The following is an 18,826-nucleotide window of genomic DNA, read 5'->3' on the forward strand; positions in this document are numbered from 1 at the left end:
TCACACCCTGTGGCACCCGCCGCAGGGTGTTTTTTTGTATTTGGAGTTTGGGATATCGACCGTGGGCACGAGAACCAGGGAGGCGGCGGCGGCTAAGACAATGCCTCCCAAATTGGCATCGACTTATCCTCCGTTTGCAATCAAAACGGACATCGAAAAAACATTCCAAACGACCACTATGAAAACAATCATCGAACCATTCCGGATCAAAAGCGTCGAGCCCATCAAAATGACTACCCGGGAAGAACGCCTGGGCTACCTTGAGAAAGCGCATTACAATCTCTTTTCCCTCGATTCTAACAATGTATTGATCGACCTTCTGACTGACTCGGGAACCTCCAGCATGAGTGCCCAGCAATGGGCAGGAGTCATGCAGGGGGATGAGTCCTACGCCGGCAGCCCCTCCTACGCACGTTTTGAAAAAGCCGTGCGCAACATCATGCCTTTCAAGTATGTGATCCCGACCCACCAGGGACGTGCTGCCGAGAAAATCCTCTTTTCCGTCGCGTTGAAAAAGGGTGACTGTGTCCCATCCAACACCCACTTCGACACCACACGCGCCAATATCGAGGCACAGGGGGCGGAGGCGATCGACCTGGTCATCGCAGAAGGCAAGGACCCCTCCGCCGACCACCCCTTCAAAGGCAATATCGACATCGGTAGACTCGATGAGCTGATGCAGGAAAAAGGAGCGGCAAACATCCCGCTGTGTATGATCACCATCACGAACAACTCCGGCGGTGGCCAGCCTGTATCGATGGCCAACATCAAGGCAACCAAGGAAGTATGTGACAGGCATGGCATCCCCCTGTTCATCGATGCCTGCCGCTTTGCGGAAAACGCCTATTTCATCAAACAACGCGAACCCGGCTACGAAAACACACCCATCATCGATATCGTCCGCGAGATTTTCTCCTACGCCGATGGCTGCACCATGAGCGCCAAGAAAGACGCCCTGGTCAACATGGGCGGCTGGTTGGCGATGAATCATGAAAACTGGGAGGAAGGCTGCCGGAACATGCTCATCCTGACGGAGGGTTTCCCCACTTACGGAGGCCTGTCGGGTCGTGACCTCGAGGCCATCGCCATCGGTCTGGACGAGGTTGTCCAGGAGGATTACCTGCACTACCGCATCGCCTCCACCCAGTATGTCGGCGACCGACTGATCGCTGCCGGAGTCCCGATCGTGCGCCCTGTCGGAGGCCACGCCATCTACCTGGACGCCCGCTCTTTCCTGCCTCACATCCCGCCGCAACAATACCCCGGCCAGGCGCTCGCGGCAGAGCTTTACGTCCACGGCGGCATCCGCGGCTGCGAAATCGGCACCGTCATGTTTGGCAAAAAACCGGACGGCACCGAAACCATCGCCCCCATGGATCTTGTCCGCCTCGCCATCCCGAGGCGTGTATACACCCAGAGCCACATGGACTTTTTGTTGGAAGTCATCATCGAGGTCTTTGGGAACCGCGACAGCATCAAAGGCATGAGAATAACCTGGCAGCCGAACGCCCTGCGCCATTTCACCGCAAAATTTGACTACGTCTAGAACCAGGCGCGGCGCGTGCCGGATGGTTTCGCACTGAGAGACATGTTTTTTTGTTAACGCCTGGGTAAAAACCGGCATATTCAAGTAGATGCCAAAAAATCCGCGAGTCACGCAGGAATTTGTAAGCCTCCTGACCGATCATCAGGAGGTGATCAGGGCGTACATCATCACCCAGGTCCCGGGGTGTTCCGAAGTCCGCGACATCCTGCAGGAGGTCAATATCCTGCTGTGGGAAAAAATGCACCAATTTGAGCTCGGCACGAACTTCGGCGCCTGGGCCTGCACCGTCGCCTACTACAAGGTGCTCGATTACCGCAAAAAGCAGAAGAAAAACGACTTCCTCGTCTTTGGCGACGAACTGGCAAGCACCCTGAGCGCTGAATCAGTGGCCCGTGCGCCTGATACCCTCGAAGCCAAACGCAGCGCGCTGCATCACTGTCTGCAGAAACTGTCTGAAAAAGACCGGGCACTCCTCGACGCCCGCTACAACTCCCCCACCGGGGAAATGGAGCAAGTTTCGAGCGAGACCGGCCGCTCGCGCGCATCTCTGCGTGTCAGCCTCAGCCGACTGCGCGCCAATCTGAAAAACTGCATCAACAAACGCCTCGGCCTGGAAGGAGGTGCCGCGTGAACAACGCCGTCTTTGAGTCCAACCTGTCCCGCGCCCTCGACCGCGACCTGTCGCCCGGGGAGTTTGCTGACTTGGAGCGGCACCTCATCGCTTCCCGGGAAGCACGGCTCCGCTACATGGAATACGTTGATCTCCATACCGTACTCGATCTGGAACTTCAAAACGCGGCTCCTCAGCAACCCGGCAAATCCAAAGTTATCGATGTGACGCACATCGACCGCAGGCAAAAACGCCGCGCACTCCGTATCGGCCTGCTTTCCGCCGCTGCTATTCTGATCATTGGCTTGATCTCGATGCATTTGTTCTCAGTGCGGGAAAAAGAGCCTGCTCTGACTTTTCAAACCTCCCCCGGCGCTCAGTTCGCGCTGACCCACGATGGCTCCAGCGAGGCACCAGAGGGGTTGGTTTTGGAAAAAAACTCCCGCCTCCAGCTTTCCCATGGTACGGCAGAGCTCACATTCGCATCAGGCGTCAAATCCATCATCATGGCACCCGCCGACATGACCCTGTATGACGATGACACCCTCTTTCTCAGCAGAGGAACCGCGTGGTTCCAAGTCCCCAAGGGCGCCGAAGGATTCACCGTGAAAACGCAGGATCTCAATATCGTCGATCTGGGCACCGAGTTTGGCGTGGTGGCCGAACCGGCAGCACATGATGAAGTGCATGTCCTGAAGGGAAAAGTGGCAGTGACAGCCACACGCCCGCATAGCGAACCGGCGACCCTTGAAGCCGGTGAATCCCGCCGGATCGACCCCCAGGGGCGCCTGGCCACCATCCCAAGCAGGGAAACTCCCTTTGTCACTTTTTTGCCCAAGCCACCGCCCTTTCTTCATTGGTCGTTTGACGGCGACGATCCGTTCCAACCGGATGGGTCACTACCTGCAGTCAAAACGATCCGTGCCCAACCCGTTCAGAGTGACTCAAGACCGGCGGCGCAACGAATCGTGCCTGGCAAAAATGGTCAGGGGCTTTTATTCGACGGCAAGGGGGACCACATGAAAACCAATTGGAGGGGTATCCTCGGGCGTGAACCTCGTTCGGTCGCCTGCTGGATCAAAATCCACCCCACCGACCAACACGGCTGGGCGCCTATCGTTGAATGGGGCAAAATGTCCGGGAATGGCTATTGGCGATTCCGTGTCTCAAAGGATGAATCCCACCCAAAACGGGCTGTGCTCAGACTTGGACTAGGCCAAACCTGGTTTGATGGTCAAAGCAATCTCGCGGATGGAAAATGGCATCATGTCGCCGTAGTGGACCCAGGAAACATAAACCAAGCTGGAGATCCCGACATCAGGTTTTATGTCGATGGTGAGGAAGAGCCAGCGATGCGTGCAAAAAACTCCAAGGCAGTTCATCAACGTGAAACCAAAGAGGGATTACCGATGATTCTGGGTGTTCATCACATACCTTTGCAAGCACCTTACCATGCTTGTTTCAACGGCATGATCGATGAGCTGTTTGTTTTCAGAGCCACACTCACCCCAGGTTACGTTAAAAAAATCATGCGGACGCATCAGCCGTAACCTCCAAAACCCAACAACTTTCCTCCTTGACTGGATCCGCCAAACAAAATGAAGACAAACAAAACAAAATAGCACATGATAAAACAAAATACAATGATAGTACTACTGGGCCTGACATCGTCAGGTTTCGCCGCGTCAATTAGTGTGAATTTTTCACCCGATGCCTCTGTGGATAATCAAGCCGTAGATTCAGGTGAAACATCCATTGTTGGCATTACTGGAACCGAAGCCATAGACGGCTCTAAATGGAATAATATTAAGCTCAGGGCCAGCGGCGCCGGTGCTCCTGATGTATTCATAACTACTACCCAAGGAGGGAATCACATCGATTTGATTGATTCCTCGGGGGGAGATGCTGGTGTCGATCTAACATCCAGTGGCACGTTGAATTCCAACTATGCAAACGTCAGCTCACCTAAACAAGGTTTGACTGGTGATGCCGGATTAATGCAAGGCTACCTCGCTCTCAACGATACAGAAACCATATCACTCACAGGTCTCTCCGCTTGGGCACCGAATGGTTACAAGGTTTACGCCGCGTTTGATATCGGGGGAAATGAAACGCATGGGATATCTATGGGCGATGGCGTAACCAGTGCCCTCTACTGGACTGCCAACTCCTCCGCGACTGACTCTGACCCCGATAATGATGGAGTCATGACCTGGAAGCAAACCACCGCAACCACGTCGGGAACTGCGGTTACGGATGCCAACTGGGCGGTTTATGGCACCTTCACGGGGGATACCCTCACCATCTCAGGCACCGATAACGGATCGCGTTCTGCCCTTAGCGGCTTCCAAGTTGTCGCGCTGCCTGTGCCTGAACCATCCTCCGCAGCCCTGCTGGGACTCGGCTGCCTCGCTCTTGTCATCCGCAGGCGCAAGTAGGTTATGGAGTGACACGTGCGTCGCAGGAAGCCATCTAACATGCCACCCTTCGACCCTGTGTCCTCACCCAAAGCCTGGCGAGAAACTGATTCTCGTCAGGCTTTTTTCCTTTCGCCATCCCAATCCCTCATAGCCATGAAACAAAACTTCGCCCTGCTCACTCTCTGTCTCTCGGTATTGATTGTTTGCTCGTCCGCCCTCGCGGATACGATTAGCGTCAATTTCGGCATTACTCTGGACGACGCCAATTCCGTCGATGCAGGAGAAAGCTCCACCGTGGGAATCAATGCTCCCCTTACCCACGACGGTGCATTGTGGAACAACATCTTGCTCAGACCCTCCGGATATGGCGCGCCAAGCAGTTTTACTTCAGCCACCCAGGGTGCCAATCACATTGATCTCAATGATTCCTCGGGATCGGATTCAGGGGTTGATCTCACCTCGACTGGCACATTCTACTCAAATTTCGCCAACACAAGTTCTCCCAATCAAGAAAGCACCGGAGACGGCGGCTTGCTGCAAAGCTTCATCAATCTCAACAACACAGAAACCATCTCACTCAGTGGTCTGGCAACCTGGGCTCCATACGGATACAAAGTTTACGCTGTATTTGATATCGGCTCCGTTACCCGCACCTACGCCGTGACCATGACCGACGGAACAACCAGCCAGGCATTCTGGACGGCTGACACCTCGGCAACCGACGCCGACACGGACAACGATGGCGTCATTGGTTGGATACCAAGCTCGGCGACCACTTCGGGCACCGCGGTTTCCGATGCCAACTTCGCTGTGTTTGGGGAATTTACCGGGGATACGCTGACCATTTCCGGTGACGCGGTATCTGGTCGCGCCACCTTGAGCGGGTTTCAAATCGTTGCCCTTACTGAACCACCGGCCACGATTCATTCCTTCACCGCGACCCCCTCAAGTTTCGATCAAGGTGACACCGTGACGCTCAACTGGGATGTCAGCGATGCCGACTCGGTATCGATCGATCAGGGCATAGGCAGCGTCGGGGCAACAGGCACGACGAGCCTCACACCATCTGCCACGACTACCTGGACGCTGACCGCAACGCGTGGAACCAGGGTCACCACCTCCCTGGTCACCGCGACGCTCAGCAAGGGACCGATCACGGTTTATTTACTCAGCGGGCAATCCAACATGCAGGGCACGGCCCGCACTTCCATGCTGCCTACAGAGTTGCTCGACATGCCTGAGATCATCCTCTATGCCGCCGGCAGCGGCGTTTCTAGCAGCATCGCCAGCCAATGGGTGGACCTTCAACCGGCGAACGGTTCCACCTTTGGTCCCGAAATCGGTTTCGGCGAACGCCTGCGCGACCTCTGCCGTGGCGAAAAAATCGCATTCATCAAGTATGCCGCCAGTGGCAACAGTCTGGAAATCAATTTCAAACCCGGTGCAGACACGGCAGATACCACCAACTGGGGCGGCTCGTTCACGGCGATGGTCAACACCTTCAATAGCGGAATCGCTGCCCTGGAAGCCGATGGCTGGCAACCCGTCATCCACGGCATGTGCTGGCAACAAGGAGAACAGGATGCCAAGGACGGATTGAATGTCGCCGAATCTAACACAAGCGCTGATGACTATGGCGCCAATCTCGACCACTTTATCAACCGAATCCGCGAGCAGTTCGCCGCCCACGCCAGCCCCACGGGCATCCGCTTCGTCCTTGGACAAGTGCTGCCCTATGCCCCTGATGGCGGAGATGTTGCCACACGCTTTCCCGGTCGTGATCTCGTCCGCCAAGCCCAGCTCGATCTTGATGAAAACTCAGGTGCCGCACTCGCAAAATCCAACACCGCCACCGTGCCAACCAATAGCACCGAGCACCCGACCCATGCACAAGACGGAGACGAACATAAACCCACTGACGAAGTCCACCTCAACTACGTTGCACAACTAGCCCTGGGTAAATCCATGGCCTACAAAATGCTGGGACTAAACCCGCAAACCTACGCAGAGTGGTCATCAAGCCACAATCTATCAGGCGGACAAACGGACGACGACGACGATGATGGTGTCGACAACCTAGGCGAGTATCACATGGGATCAGATCCGAAAAGTGGAATCAGCGTGCACCGTCCGACGCCGAGCATAGAAACCATCGACAGCATGGACTATCTGACCCTCTCATATCCGCGCAATTTGAATGCACTCGACTTCCAAGGAACCGCCCAGGTTTCGGAAGACTTGGTAAATTGGAATTTAGATACGGTGCCTGTTTTCATTGAGTCTGAAACAAGCAACGACGGCACCGCCACCATCAAATACCGCGCACCTTGGGACATGACGGATATTTCCCACCCTCGCGTTTTCTTGAGATTGCGCATCACGCCGTGAAGGGAATGCCTCATCTTTCCTCGCGCAGTATGAAATGACTCCATTCCCCATGGTTCTGGTTTGGTTGGTGCGTTGAGCGGCTCGACCCTGCTCCATAAACATCCCCCGCCCGCCTCCCATGCCACACCTGCACTGATGCGCCGCCGATGCCGCTTGCGCAAGCGTTCACCGGCGTGTAGTCTGGGAATCCTACAACACAAAACCAACACCACCGTGAAACATCTACCCAACATTGCCGGCGCCCTGCTCGGGCTTGCCTTCCTCGTCTTCGGCCTGAACCATTTCCTGCACTTTCTCGGCATGCAGGGAGGGCCGTCCGGCCCGCACGCCGCCGCATTTTTCGGCTCCATCGCCCAAAGCGGCTACCTCGATTTCATCAAGGTCTGTGAAATCGCCGGCGCCATCCTCGTCGCCATTCCCAAAACACGCAACATCGGCCTGCTTGTGCTCGGCCCGATCGTCATCAACATCATCGTCATCAATATCATGATCAAGGGCCACGGCGGTGTCTTCGCCCCTCCCGTGGTCGCCATCTCCGTGCTGTCCGCCTACCTGCTGTGGGTCGGCCGCAAAAAATTCACCGACTTGCTCAACTGAGCCGCCCGCTCAGTGGTATCCGGGCAGCCATTCGCTGTGGGCCTCGATCAGGTCGTCGCAGAGGGAGACCATCTCATCGAGCGAGAGCTCGGAGCCGGTGTGCGGATCGAGCATCGCCGCCTGATAGATATGCTCGCGCTTGCGGGTGGCCGCCGCCTCGATGGTGAGTAGCTGGCTGTTGATGTTCGTCCGGTTCAGCGCGGCGCATTGCTCGGGAAGCGCCCCCACCGCCTGCGGTGTCAGGCCGCGGGCATCGGCCACAACCGGCACCTCCACACAAGCGTTCTCCGGCAGGTTGGTAATGAGTCCCCCGGTGTTGAGGACATTCCCCGCAAAGGTGAACGGCACCCCCGTTTCGATTCCCTCGATGATATACGAGCCATACTCCTTGCTGCGCACATGCACCGGCTCCTCGCTGAGCAGCTTCTCGCTCTGCTCCCTCCACTTGGCAATCTGGTTGACACAGCGGCGCGGGTATTCATCCAGCGGGATGTTGAACTCATCAATGAGATGGGGGTGGGTGCGTTTGATCCAGTAGGGCGTGTACTCCGCATTGTGCTCGGACGACTCGGTGATGTAGTAACCGAAGTGGAGCATCATCTGGAGACGCACCATGTCGGTGGATTTCTCCTCCTTCGGTGCGGCGCGCCAGCGGCCAAGCTTCTCCCTGGCCAGGGATTTGATCCCGGGATAGAGGTCGTTGCCGTTTTCGTCCTTCAGATCTAACAACCAAGCCATGTGGTTGATACCGGCGATGCGGGGCACCATGGCGTCCGGGTCCCTGTCCTCCTTTTCGATCCCAAGCGCCTTGAAGAGATCGGAAACGCAGGACTGCACGGAGTGGCAGAGACCCACGGTTTTGACCTGTGTGTGCCGCAGCATGTATCCCGTCAGCGCGCACATCGGGTTGGTGTAGTTCAACAACAGGGCACCGGGACAGACGCTTTGCATGTCACGCGCAAAATCATCCATCACCGGGATGGTTCTCAAGGCGCGGAAAATCCCCCCGATCCCCAGGGTGTCGGCGATGGTTTGCCGCAGACCATATTTTTTCGGAATTTCAAAATCGGTCACCGTACACGGCTCATAGCCGCCGACCTGGATCGCATTGACCACGTACCCGGCGCCCTCGAGCGCAGCCTGACGTTGGTCGGTTCCCAGGAACTTGCGCACGGTCGCCCGCGATGCATTGAGCGCCTCGTTGAGGCGTGATATCAGCCGATAGGATTCATCCAGCCGCCGGGCATCGATGTCGTAGAGCGCGATCTCCACGTCATGCAGGGCGGGCGACACCATACAGTCACCGAGGATGTTTTTCGCAAAAATGGTGCTGCCCGCACCCATGAAAGTAATTTTGGCCATGTTTCTGTGTCGTTGCTTCCGGTTCAGAATTGCCGAATCACCAGCTTTGGAAAAGCTCTATTTTTAACTGGTAATCAATGACACCTGGTTTCTGCTCCACGCCGCTGCCTGACCCGGGAAAAAATAGCCAGCTCCCCCAGACTTACCTATGCGGCACCCAGGTATCGCGGCGATGAACGAGCCTAGCTTTATCCATATATGAACAACTGTCATGTGTTCTGTTGCCGATGAAATGAGCCATAGGCACCTGCCGTATCCGTGGTATACAGATCATCTCATCATGAAATTCCACCACCTTCTCGTCGCCGCACTGATAGCTTCCAGCGCGTGGTCGCCTGCCGCTCCCACAGCCGAAAATGTGCTTCATGAAATGAAGCGGGTCGCCGACTGGCAGATTGCCAATCCATCCAAGCATCATATCACCGACTGGACACAGGCACCCTTTTTTCTGGGCCTGTATAACTTACACCAGGTGTCACAGGAGCAGAAATACCTGGACTCCCTGGTTACCTTCGGGAAAAGGGCCAAGTTCGGTCCGGGTCGCCGTATCACCCATGCTGACGATCACGCCGTGTTGCAAGCATGGTTAGAGCTTTACCAGCTCAACGGGGGGATGGAGCGACTGACACCCTCGATCGACCATTTTCCAAAAATCATCAACGCCCTGAAAGACAGCCCGCCTGCGTCTGTTAGTGGCGGCACATTCACCTGGTGCTGGTGTGACGCCTTGTTTATGTCGCCTGCTGCGTGGACCCAGCTTTCGCATATCACGGGGGATCAGAAATATCTGATTTGGGCCGACCGCGAGTGGTGGACATGTACCGACGTTCTTTACGATCCTGCCGAGTGTCTCTATTACCGCGACAACCGCTTTTTTGGCAAGAAAACCGAAACGGGGAAAAAGGTTTTCTGGGCGCGAGGCAATGGCTGGGTCGTGGGTGGCCTTGTCCACATGCTTGATTATCTTCCAGCGGACCATCCATCCCGTGGGCGCTATCTAGCCCTCTATCACGATATGATGTATGCCTTGCTCAAGCTGCAACATGCTGATGGCCTCTGGCGCACGAGTTTGCTCGATCCACAGGCAGCTGTTGGCGAATCAAGTGGCTCGTCGTTTTTTGTCTACGGCATGGCCTGGGGACTCAACCGGGGACTGTTACCGGCTGACAAGTTCCGTCCAGCTGTCGATAAAGGATGGACCGCCCTTTGTGGTAATATCCAGCCGACGGGGATGTTAGGCTACGTGCAGGAAATAGGCGACCAGCCTGGAGCCTCGGGGCCGGAATCCACCGAGGTCTATGGCTCGGGTGCATTCCTGCTCGCAGGGTCTGAAATCATCCGGATGGTCGATCCCACCAAACGGCGCAAAAACCTGGCCGATTTCACCGGCGTCAAACTACCTGCACACTACGCCCCCGAACCGCCACGTGTCGTGGTCCGGCATGTGCCCGAACGCGCGGATGACTTTGCCTGGGAAAACGACCTCATTGCCTTCCGCACCTATGGCCCGGCCCTGCGTGATGGAGCCGAGGACAGTGGCTTCGACGCTTGGCTCAAGCGCGTCCCCTACCCGGTTATTGATAAATGGTATATCGAGGACACCACTCCGCTCCTGCATACGAAAAAGGGCAAAAGCTACCACCAGGACCAAGGTGAAGGCTACGATGGCTACAAGGTGGGCAATACCCGCGGCTGTGGCGGCATTTCCGTCTGGGACAATGGCAAACTCCATAACTCAAACACCTATGTGGGATACAAAATCATCTCACACACCATGGACCGTGCCATTTTCGACCTCTATTATGCCAGCACCTTCCATGGCAAGCAGCTGCGCGAAACCAAACGTATTACGCTGGTCATGGGGCAGCGGTTGTTCCAGTCGGAGTCCCGCTTCACCATCGATGGCATACCCGCCCAGTTGGATGTTGCCATCGGCCTCAAACATCAAGCCACTGGAACCCAGGCGCTTTCATCGTTGAAAACAGGCGTTCTCTCCATTTGGGAAAAGCTCGATGGCCTTGGGTTCGGGCAAGCCGTCGTCATCGATCCGGCTGCTGTTGAAAAAATGATCCGGCATACGGATGCCGAAGGACAGGAGCAGTCGCTCTGCCTCGCACGCACGGACGAGTCCGGCTACATCCGCTGGTTCTCTGGTTATGGCTGGGAAGGCCAGGGCGAAATCACCAGCGATACGTTGTGGCAGGATTACCTGGGCGCGTTCGCCGCAAGCTTTACCCAAAAACCATTTTCGGATCATCACCAGTCACTCAAAGTCCATACACTCAGCCCACCCGTTGATCCGATGGCTCCAGCACCTGTTGATGAAGTGCCCGGCGCAACATTGATCAAGCCTAACGGCGGCTGGTGTTGGTACCAGGCCCCCCGGGCGATTGTCACCAAAGATGGCAAAGTCGTCTTTACAAGCATCTCCGGGGACAGCTTTGCAGGTCTCGATGCGGGCGACCTCTGGGCGACCTCATGGGACCCGCAGTCCGGTAAGACCGAGCACTTCGAGCTCCACGATCAATTCCAGTGTGACGACCACGATGTGGCGGCTCTGTTGGAACGCCCGGATGGCAGCATTCTCGCCGTTTATGGAAAACACGGCTCCGACCATCTCCTCCGATCGAGAACAACAAGCGAGGCAGGCCAAATCTCTGCCTGGTCAAAGGAAAGGACCTACGATGTTGGCGCCGGCTACTGTTACTCCAATGTTTTCCGGCTCAGTGAAGAACATGGCCGTATCTACAACTTCTCGCGCACCCATGGCCGCAATCCCAACTGCACATTCTCAGACGACACTGGCCAATCCTGGAAACCCGGATGGAGACTCCTGCATTGGGCGAAAAGTGACTACGTCAAACATCCGAAATACACAGGAACCGATGGTGCCCGCCCCTACCTTCGCTACGCATCGGACAACACAAGCAAAATCCATTTCATCACCACTGAGGATCACCCAAGGGCATTTGATAATTCCATTTACCACGGCTATTACCAGGCGGGCAAGCTCCACCAGTCCGATGGCAAGGTGCTCAGCGAGCCTGGCTCAGCAAACCCAGCACGCCTAACCCCCCAGTCATTTACCCGCGTTTTCGCAGGAGACAAGGACAAGGTGGCCTGGACAACCGATCTGGAACTCGATCAAAAGGGATACCCATACGCCGCATTCTCTGTGCAAGTGGATGGTGCCCAATCACGGGGCAAACGGATCAAGGAAACCTGTAACGACCACCGCTACTGGTATGCGCGCTTCGATGGCAGGAAGTGGAACGCTTATGAAATCGCTTACGCCGGCACCAAGCTTTATACCCAGGAAAGCGATTACACAGGCCTCATCGCGCTCGACCCCGATGATCCTGACACGGTGGTCATTTCCACCAATGCCGACCCCGTTACTGGCAAGCCACTTGTTTCCAAGGCTGATCATAAACGTCACTGGGAACTCTACAAAGGCACGACCAGCGACGATGGAAAAACCTGGAAATGGACTGCAATCACCAGCAATTCAACGGTCGACAACCTACGTCCTAACATCCCTGCCAACCCAGGCGGAAAACGCATCATTCTTTGGTGCCGTGGGGAGCTGACCAGCTTTGTTAACTTCCGGCTTGATCTCTGCGGCATGACCGAGGATCGAAAATAGGCGAGTTTACCAATACCGCAAACCCCAGCCCCCCCCTGGAGCCTCCGTCTTGCAAGCCACCAGGGTGACTAGGTGAAGTGGCTCACGGAAAGGCAGGCGGCCGACGCATTGACGATTGCCCGAACGACTTCGATTTGGCCTGATTTATGGGTATTTTTAGACACAATGAACACAATTAAAGGGATGGCATGCTGAATCAAGGCTCAATTTCAGGGCTGTTTAATCTTCCACGCCATCGAGTTCATCGGCATGATAAATCAGAAAGAAGAGGAGGTATGCCGGTTGCGTCGGCACCTCGATAGAGTCACTCTTTCCACAAATACACACCAACCACATCAAAAAAACAACCCGTTCAACCCATGAAAAAAACAGTCCCAACCCTGACCGCAGTTGCGGCAACGCTGGTCATGCTGGCTGACCCGGCGTCCGCCAGCGTCACCGTGACCAGCGCCAACCTCACCGCATACTTCAATGCCGCGGATCTGCACAACGACAGCGGAGCCACCAACCCCGCCAGCGGAACCGATATCTCGAGCTGGACCAACCTTTCCACCGGCACCAGCCTTGCGAACGGCGACCCAACGATATGGCCCACCTACATCTCGGTTGGAAACGGCGGTATCAACAACCTCGACAGCGTGAGGTTCAATCCCACCAATTCTGGTTCAGCTAATGCTGACCTTCTCTTCAATAACTCGATGTCGGTTTCCGCCCGAACCGTCTTCGCGGTGGTGACGATGGTCAACAACAGCGAAAACTACTCCACACTCCTGGCGAATAGCTCCAACAGCCTAACCATCCGGCAGAATGCTAGCAATGCCGAGTATTATGTAGGCAACACCGCTGACTTCATCAAGGACGGCACCGACGGCACCTTCTACATCAACGGCACCGCTGGTCGCTCGACCTCCTTCGGCACCGCCCACATTATCGAGGTGGTCTCTAACACGGCGGAAACCTACACCGGACTGCGCATCGGCTCCAATGAAGCTGGCAATCAACGCGGCTGGAGTGGTGACATTGCCGAGATCCTGATCTACGACGACGCGCTTTCGGCAAGCGACCGCAACCAGGTCGGCAACTACCTCGCCACCAAATACGGCATTACCGCCGCCTACGTGCCCGAGCCGTCGTCCGCCCTGCTCTCGGCACTGGGGGTGTTCGCCTTTGTCCTGCGCCGCAGACGCTGATAGGAACACCTCGGCCGGTCCATTCACCGGCTGGAGGCTATAAAAAACATCTCAGCGCTCCGGGGGTATGGTGACAACAGCGTCCCATCCCCCGGAGCTTTTTATGTCGCCATTTTAAGACTCCCGGACGCGCCCCCGCTGCCATCATCCTGCTCCGCAGGCAACCATCTCAATAGATAACTACCAATAGATAACTACCATGAAACGACACATCATCACAGCCTGCCTGCTGGCGGCATCAAGTTTACACGCCCAAACCCCGCCGGCCACCGCACAGGCCATTCAAGACTGGCAGAAACTGGGCTACGGCATGTTCATCCATTTCGGGATGAGCACATTTATCGCCAATGAATACGGCACCGGCAAGGAGGCTTCCACCACCTACGCCCCGAGCCATCTCGACGTTGACCAGTGGATCCGCGTGGCGCGTGACGCGGGTATGAAATACGCGGTGCTGACGGCGAAACATGTGGCCGGCCATTGTCTCTGGGACAGCAAGGTGCGGTTCCGCGGCAAGGAGTTCGACCACGATGTCGCCACCTCCGGCAACCGGACGGATGTGATCGCGGAATACGTCAAGGCATGCAGGAAATACGATGTCATGCCCGGCCTGTACTGGTGTTTCATGGACAAGCGGAACAACTCCCGGCCCCCTGCCCGGCAGGACTACGGAACCGCGCGGGCGAAGCTGCCGGATGATTTTTTCCAACTGGCCAAGGACCAGACCGCCGAACTGATCCGGCTCTACCCCGATGTCGCCTACTACTGGCTCGACATCCCGGCCTACTCCAGCCCGGCGCAGCGGCGCGAGCTCTACGATCACATCAAGCGGCTGCGTCCCGGCACCATCGTGCTCTTCAACCACGGCGCGGGCAAACCCAAGGGGCCGATGACGATCGCCAACAGCCAGGTGTCCTGGCCGAGCGACATTCTCAACACCGAGCGCTGGCCACTGAAGCCGGGCTGGTTCACCGCCAAACAAAGTTATCAGAATAAAACCTATCAGCTCGGCTACGAACACTGCGACACCATTTGCAAAAAATGGTTCTGGAACGAGGGCGACCAGCCACGTCCGGTCGAGGAGCTGCTCAACATTTACCGGGACGTCCGCGCCGGTGGAGGCAATTTGCTCCTGAACGTTCCCCCCGACCGCACCGGCCGCATCCCGCAGTACCATGTCAAGGCACTGCTTGATTTGAAAAAGGCGATCGACGCCCCGGCAATAAACAAATGACCCGTGTCGCGGGGCTTTGTTTCACCAGCTATCCAAAACCATGTTTATCCAACAACTTCTGAAGGTCTCCCGTATCGCCCCGTTGGTCCTGCTGCTGGGGGCCGCCGCGCAGGCGGACCTGAACGTCTCCAGCGCCAATATGACCGCCCACTTTGATGCCGCCGACATCCACGGCGACAACGGAGTATCCAACCCCGCTCATGGAGGAACTGTCGAGTCGTGGACCAATCTGGTCACCAACACCTCACTCAACCGGGACGGCTCGGGCGGCAACCCGGTGTTTATTGCCGCGGGCAACGGCGGGATCAACAACCTGGCCACGGTCCGCCTCACAGACGGCGCCACGGACAGGGACCTGCTTTTCAACAATGCGATGAATGTGACGGCGCAGACCGTGTTTGCCGTTCTCACCATGAACAACAGCGGCACCGCGTATTCCACCCTGCTCTCGAACGCCAATCACTCCCTCAACATTCGCCAGGGAGACAACCTGCCGGAATACTTTGTCGGCAACAGTGGTGACTTTGTGCAGGACGGAAGCACCGGCAGCATCCGCGTCAATGGCCTGGCCGGGCGCTCCGTCAGCTACGGGCAGGCCCATGTTCTCGAAGTTTCCAGAACCTCGGCCACCACCTATTCCGGGCTGCGCATCGGTGACAATGTGGTCAACCCCGGTCGCCGCTGGGAGGGCGATGTCGCGGAAATCGTGATCTATGACGGGCCGCTGTCCGAGGCGGACCGGCTTCAGGTGGGTGCCTATCTTGCCAACAAATACAATCTCAACACCGACTACAACTCCCCCCTGGCCCGTGTCCCCTCGCCGCAGGATGGCGCGGTGGACGTCCCCGTGGACACCGGTCTCGGATGGACACCACCCAATACCTACAGCCCGACCGGATACCGTGTCTATTTCGGCACCGACCCCGAGGTGAGGAACAACCCGATGACCAGCGTGACCACCCCGTCGTGGACCCCGGGGGAAAACCTGGCGTGGTCGACAACCTACCACTGGGCGGTGGACGCGCTCGACGGCACCACGGTCAACGAGGGAGTTACCTGGAGTTTCACCACGGAACCAGACCCCTCGCTACCCTACGACCCTCTCCAGGATCTCGCCCGTCACAATGTTGTCTGGAACTCCCCCAGCACGAACTCGGCCGGCTCGATGCCGCTGGGAAATGGCGACCTCGGTCTGAACGTCTGGGTGGAGTCCGATGGCGACCTGATGCTGTTGCTCAGCAAAACCGATGCCTGGGGCGACAACGGCAGGCTGCTCAAGCTCGGCCGCGTGCGCATCAGCCTGTCTCCCAACCCCTTTGCCGCCGGGCAGCCGTTTGTGCAGACGCTGAACCTCCCCAACGGCGAGATCCTCATCACCGCCGGCAGCGAGGGCAGCCAGGTTTCCTTTGTCATCTGGGCGGATGCAAACCACCCGGCCATCCATATCCAGGCCGAGGGCGACACCCCGCGCGACTGGCAGGCCAAGCTCGAACTCTGGCGCACCAGCCAGCGCAGCCTGAGTGGTGGCGAGGCGGAGTCCGCATACGGCGCACGCAACGGCCCCACCGCACTGGTCGTCGAACCCGACACCGTGGTCAGCGGACAGTCTGAAAAACTCACCTGGTACCACCGCAACGTCCACTCGGTTTATCCGGAAACGCTTTCCGTGCAATCGCTCTATCCCAGCGGGGGCGCTCCGCCGGACCCGTTGTTAGGACGCACCTTTGGCGCCACACTTTACGCCTCCGGAGGTTTTTCCAATTCCTCCGACAGCATCCTGGCCTCCGACAACGCACGGAACAACGCAAGCTTTACCATCGTCGCCCACACGGAGGTCACGCCGAGCGCCGCCGACTGGATTTCCTCGCTCGACACCAAGGTGGCCGCGGTCGAGGCCTCTCCACCGGCGCAGCGGTATGCGGCCCACACCGCCTGGTGGCACAGCTTCTGGAACCGCCACTGGCTGGTCGTCGGCACCCCCGGCTCGGGCGTCGTTCCCGGCGGCGACGCCTTCACGGTCAGCCAGGGGTACATGCTGCAGCGTTTTGTCAACGCCTGCGGCGGCCGCGGCAACAGTCCGATCAAGTTCAACGGCTCGATTTTCACCGTCGACGCCACCTCGTCCTACGATCCTGACTTCAGGAAATGGGGCCCCTGTTACTGGTGGCAGAATACCCGCCTGCCCTACTGGTCGATGCCGATGGCCGGTGACCTGGATCTCATGGAGCCCCTGTTCAAGATGTACTTGGACGCCCTCCCGCTCGCCCGCGAACGGGTGCAGACCTACTACGGCCACGCCGGCGCCTATTTCCCGGAAACCATGTATTTCTGGGGAACCTGGAACAACGAAAACTACGGCTGGGACCGCACCGGCAAGGAAGTCGGCCGCTCCGACAACGCATACATCCGCTGGGAATGGCAGGGCGGCATCGAGCTGCTCTGGATGATGCTGGAACGTTACGAAATGTCACCCGACGCCGACTTCGCCACCAACACCCTGGTGCCGCTGGCCCGCGACATCATCGACCTCTACGACCATCGCTTCCCCCGGGATGGCGACGGGAAAATCCGCTTCACTCCGTCCCAGGCCCTCGAAACTTACTGGGAGGGATGCGAAAACCCCACCCCGGAAGTCGCCGGTCTCACCCGCCTGCTGGCTGGGTTGTTAGACCTCCCGGAGTCGCTCACCACCGTTGCCTTGCGTGAGCAGTGGTCGCGGTTGTTAGGCGAGATGCCCGCCGTCCCGCAGCGCAGCAGAAACGGCCAGCAGGCGATCTCACCGGCGGAAGTCATCGGCCCGAAGGGAAACCGTGAGAGCCCGGAACTCTACCCGGTTTTTCCCTACGCCATCCATCACGTCGGCAAGCCGGACCTGGCCTTGGCCGACTGGACCTACCAGACACGCGCGGACCAGAACCCCAACGGCTGGGGGCAGGATGTGATATTCGCCGCCATGCTCGGACGCAGTGCCGAGGCGAAGGCGGCCGTGACGAGTCGGTTCGCAACCAAACACTCCGGCAGCCGATTCCCCGCCATGTGGGGGCCGAACTACGATTGGATTCCCGACCAGGACCACGGCGGCGTCTCCATGATCGCGCTGCAGAAGATGCTCCTGATCGAGGACGGCGAGCGACTGCTGCTTTTCCCGGGCTGGCCGGATTCATGGGATGTAAAATTCCGCGTCCATGCCCGCGGCAACACCACGATTGATGGGCAGCTCAAAGATGGCGGGATCGTCAAACTGGATGTCACCCCCGCCAGCCGCTACAAGGATGTGGAAACTTACCTGGGATCGATTCCTCCGCAGGCGGGAACCTGGGAACACTGGCGACTCCATACTCCGGGGGCCGGAAGTAGTCCGACTGATAATGGCGACGGTGACGCCTATGACGACCTGATGGAATACGTCTTCGGCGGCGACCCCGCCGACCCGGCCAGCCCGACCGGCCTGAACATCGGCCCATCCGCCTCGGGCACGGTGCTGCATTTCGACAGACCGACCGGCCTGCTGGATGTGACCTACACCCTCCAGGTCTCCACCGACCTGACCCCGGACTCGTGGACGGAGGCGCCCATTTCCCCCACCGTCACACCGCTCGACGACGTCCACGAGCGCGTCAGCTATGATCTCGGCGATCCAGCGGGCAACAGGTTCTACCGCCTCCTCGTCGAGCTTGCGGAATCCCCGTAGCATTGATGACTTTGGCTATATTGTCACCGGATATTCCATATCTGTTAGTTATCCCGTGTTTCAAAACATGGACACCTGTTGTATCACGATTAAAAAACAGACCGTAATTTAAGTATCTACATGGGCATCAGCGCCAGTGTCA

General features: G+C 57.6%; 11 protein-coding genes. 10 read left to right on the forward strand and 1 reads right to left on the reverse strand.

Annotated elements, in window-relative coordinates; translation table 11 throughout:
• Positions 1-178: 178 nt before the first annotated feature.
• From H7A51_05885 to H7A51_05910, 6 genes are all read left to right on the forward strand, one after another.
• The gene (locus H7A51_05885) at positions 179-1,546 is read left to right on the forward strand and encodes a tryptophanase (GenBank protein MCP5535750.1); all 1,368 of its coding nucleotides are present in this window, start codon (positions 179-181) and stop codon (positions 1,544-1,546) included.
• Positions 1,547-1,634: 88 nt separating this feature from the next.
• Complete coding sequence (locus tag H7A51_05890; protein ID MCP5535751.1) at positions 1,635-2,177, forward strand: sigma-70 family RNA polymerase sigma factor; 543 nt, start codon at positions 1,635-1,637, stop codon at positions 2,175-2,177.
• Positions 2,174-3,706 carry a FecR domain-containing protein gene (locus tag H7A51_05895; protein ID MCP5535752.1) on the forward strand — a complete coding sequence of 511 codons (1,533 nt, stop codon included), beginning with the start codon at positions 2,174-2,176 and terminating at the stop codon, positions 3,704-3,706. Before H7A51_05890 ends, H7A51_05895 begins: the two co-directional genes overlap by 4 nt.
• A 93-nt stretch (positions 3,707-3,799) precedes the next feature.
• A complete protein-coding gene (locus H7A51_05900; protein ID MCP5535753.1) occupies positions 3,800-4,594 on the forward strand; it encodes a PEP-CTERM sorting domain-containing protein in 795 nt (264 codons plus the stop codon).
• Positions 4,595-4,729: 135 nt separating this feature from the next.
• Positions 4,730-6,964 carry a hypothetical protein gene (locus H7A51_05905; protein ID MCP5535754.1) on the forward strand — a complete coding sequence of 745 codons (2,235 nt, stop codon included), beginning with the start codon at positions 4,730-4,732 and terminating at the stop codon, positions 6,962-6,964.
• 213 nt (positions 6,965-7,177) lie between these two features.
• Positions 7,178-7,561 (forward strand): hypothetical protein, encoded by a 384-nt coding sequence (locus H7A51_05910; protein MCP5535755.1) that lies wholly within the window; start codon positions 7,178-7,180, stop codon positions 7,559-7,561.
• Positions 7,562-7,570: 9 nt separating this feature from the next.
• Here the strand turns inward: H7A51_05910 and H7A51_05915 are convergent, their stop codons facing one another.
• Positions 7,571-8,923 carry an alpha-glucosidase/alpha-galactosidase gene (locus H7A51_05915; protein MCP5535756.1) on the reverse strand — a complete coding sequence of 451 codons (1,353 nt, stop codon included), beginning with the start codon at positions 8,921-8,923 and terminating at the stop codon, positions 7,571-7,573.
• 280 nt (positions 8,924-9,203) lie between these two features.
• On the opposite strand from H7A51_05915, the gene H7A51_05920 reads away from it, so the two are divergent.
• From H7A51_05920 to H7A51_05935, 4 genes are all read left to right on the forward strand, one after another.
• On the forward strand, positions 9,204-12,569 hold the full coding sequence (locus H7A51_05920) for a glycoside hydrolase family 88 protein (GenBank protein MCP5535757.1): 3,366 nt from the start codon (positions 9,204-9,206) through the stop codon (positions 12,567-12,569).
• 359 nt (positions 12,570-12,928) lie between these two features.
• Entirely contained in the window at positions 12,929-13,759 is an 831-nt protein-coding gene (locus H7A51_05925; protein MCP5535758.1) for a PEP-CTERM sorting domain-containing protein, read from the forward strand.
• A gap of 199 nt (positions 13,760-13,958) precedes the next feature.
• Positions 13,959-14,993 carry an alpha-L-fucosidase gene (locus tag H7A51_05930; GenBank protein ID MCP5535759.1) on the forward strand — a complete coding sequence of 345 codons (1,035 nt, stop codon included), beginning with the start codon at positions 13,959-13,961 and terminating at the stop codon, positions 14,991-14,993.
• Between the two features lie 40 nt (positions 14,994-15,033).
• Positions 15,034-18,684, forward strand: a complete 3,651-nt coding sequence (locus H7A51_05935; GenBank protein MCP5535760.1) for a hypothetical protein — start codon at positions 15,034-15,036, stop codon at positions 18,682-18,684.
• Positions 18,685-18,826: the final 142 nt, after the last annotated feature.

Source organism: Akkermansiaceae bacterium, assembly GCA_024233115.1.
GTDB lineage: Bacteria > Verrucomicrobiota > Verrucomicrobiia > Verrucomicrobiales > Akkermansiaceae > Oceaniferula.

What these genes read in the sequence shown, in the direction of transcription:
- H7A51_05935 (MCP5535760.1), top strand. Translation starts at nt 15,034, where the DNA reads ATGTTTATCCAACAACTTCTGAAGGTCTCCCGTATCGCCCCGTTGGTC.
- H7A51_05925 (MCP5535758.1), top strand. Translation starts at nt 12,929, where the DNA reads ATGAAAAAAACAGTCCCAACCCTGACCGCAGTTGCGGCAACGCTGGTC.
- H7A51_05885 (MCP5535750.1), top strand. Translation starts at nt 179, where the DNA reads ATGAAAACAATCATCGAACCATTCCGGATCAAAAGCGTCGAGCCCATC.
- H7A51_05890 (MCP5535751.1), top strand. Translation starts at nt 1,635, where the DNA reads ATGCCAAAAAATCCGCGAGTCACGCAGGAATTTGTAAGCCTCCTGACC.
- H7A51_05905 (MCP5535754.1), top strand. Translation starts at nt 4,730, where the DNA reads ATGAAACAAAACTTCGCCCTGCTCACTCTCTGTCTCTCGGTATTGATT.
- H7A51_05900 (MCP5535753.1), top strand. Translation starts at nt 3,800, where the DNA reads ATGATAGTACTACTGGGCCTGACATCGTCAGGTTTCGCCGCGTCAATT.
- H7A51_05920 (MCP5535757.1), top strand. Translation starts at nt 9,204, where the DNA reads ATGAAATTCCACCACCTTCTCGTCGCCGCACTGATAGCTTCCAGCGCG.
- H7A51_05915 (MCP5535756.1), bottom strand. Translation starts at nt 8,923, where the DNA reads ATGGCCAAAATTACTTTCATGGGTGCGGGCAGCACCATTTTTGCGAAA.
- H7A51_05930 (MCP5535759.1), top strand. Translation starts at nt 13,959, where the DNA reads ATGAAACGACACATCATCACAGCCTGCCTGCTGGCGGCATCAAGTTTA.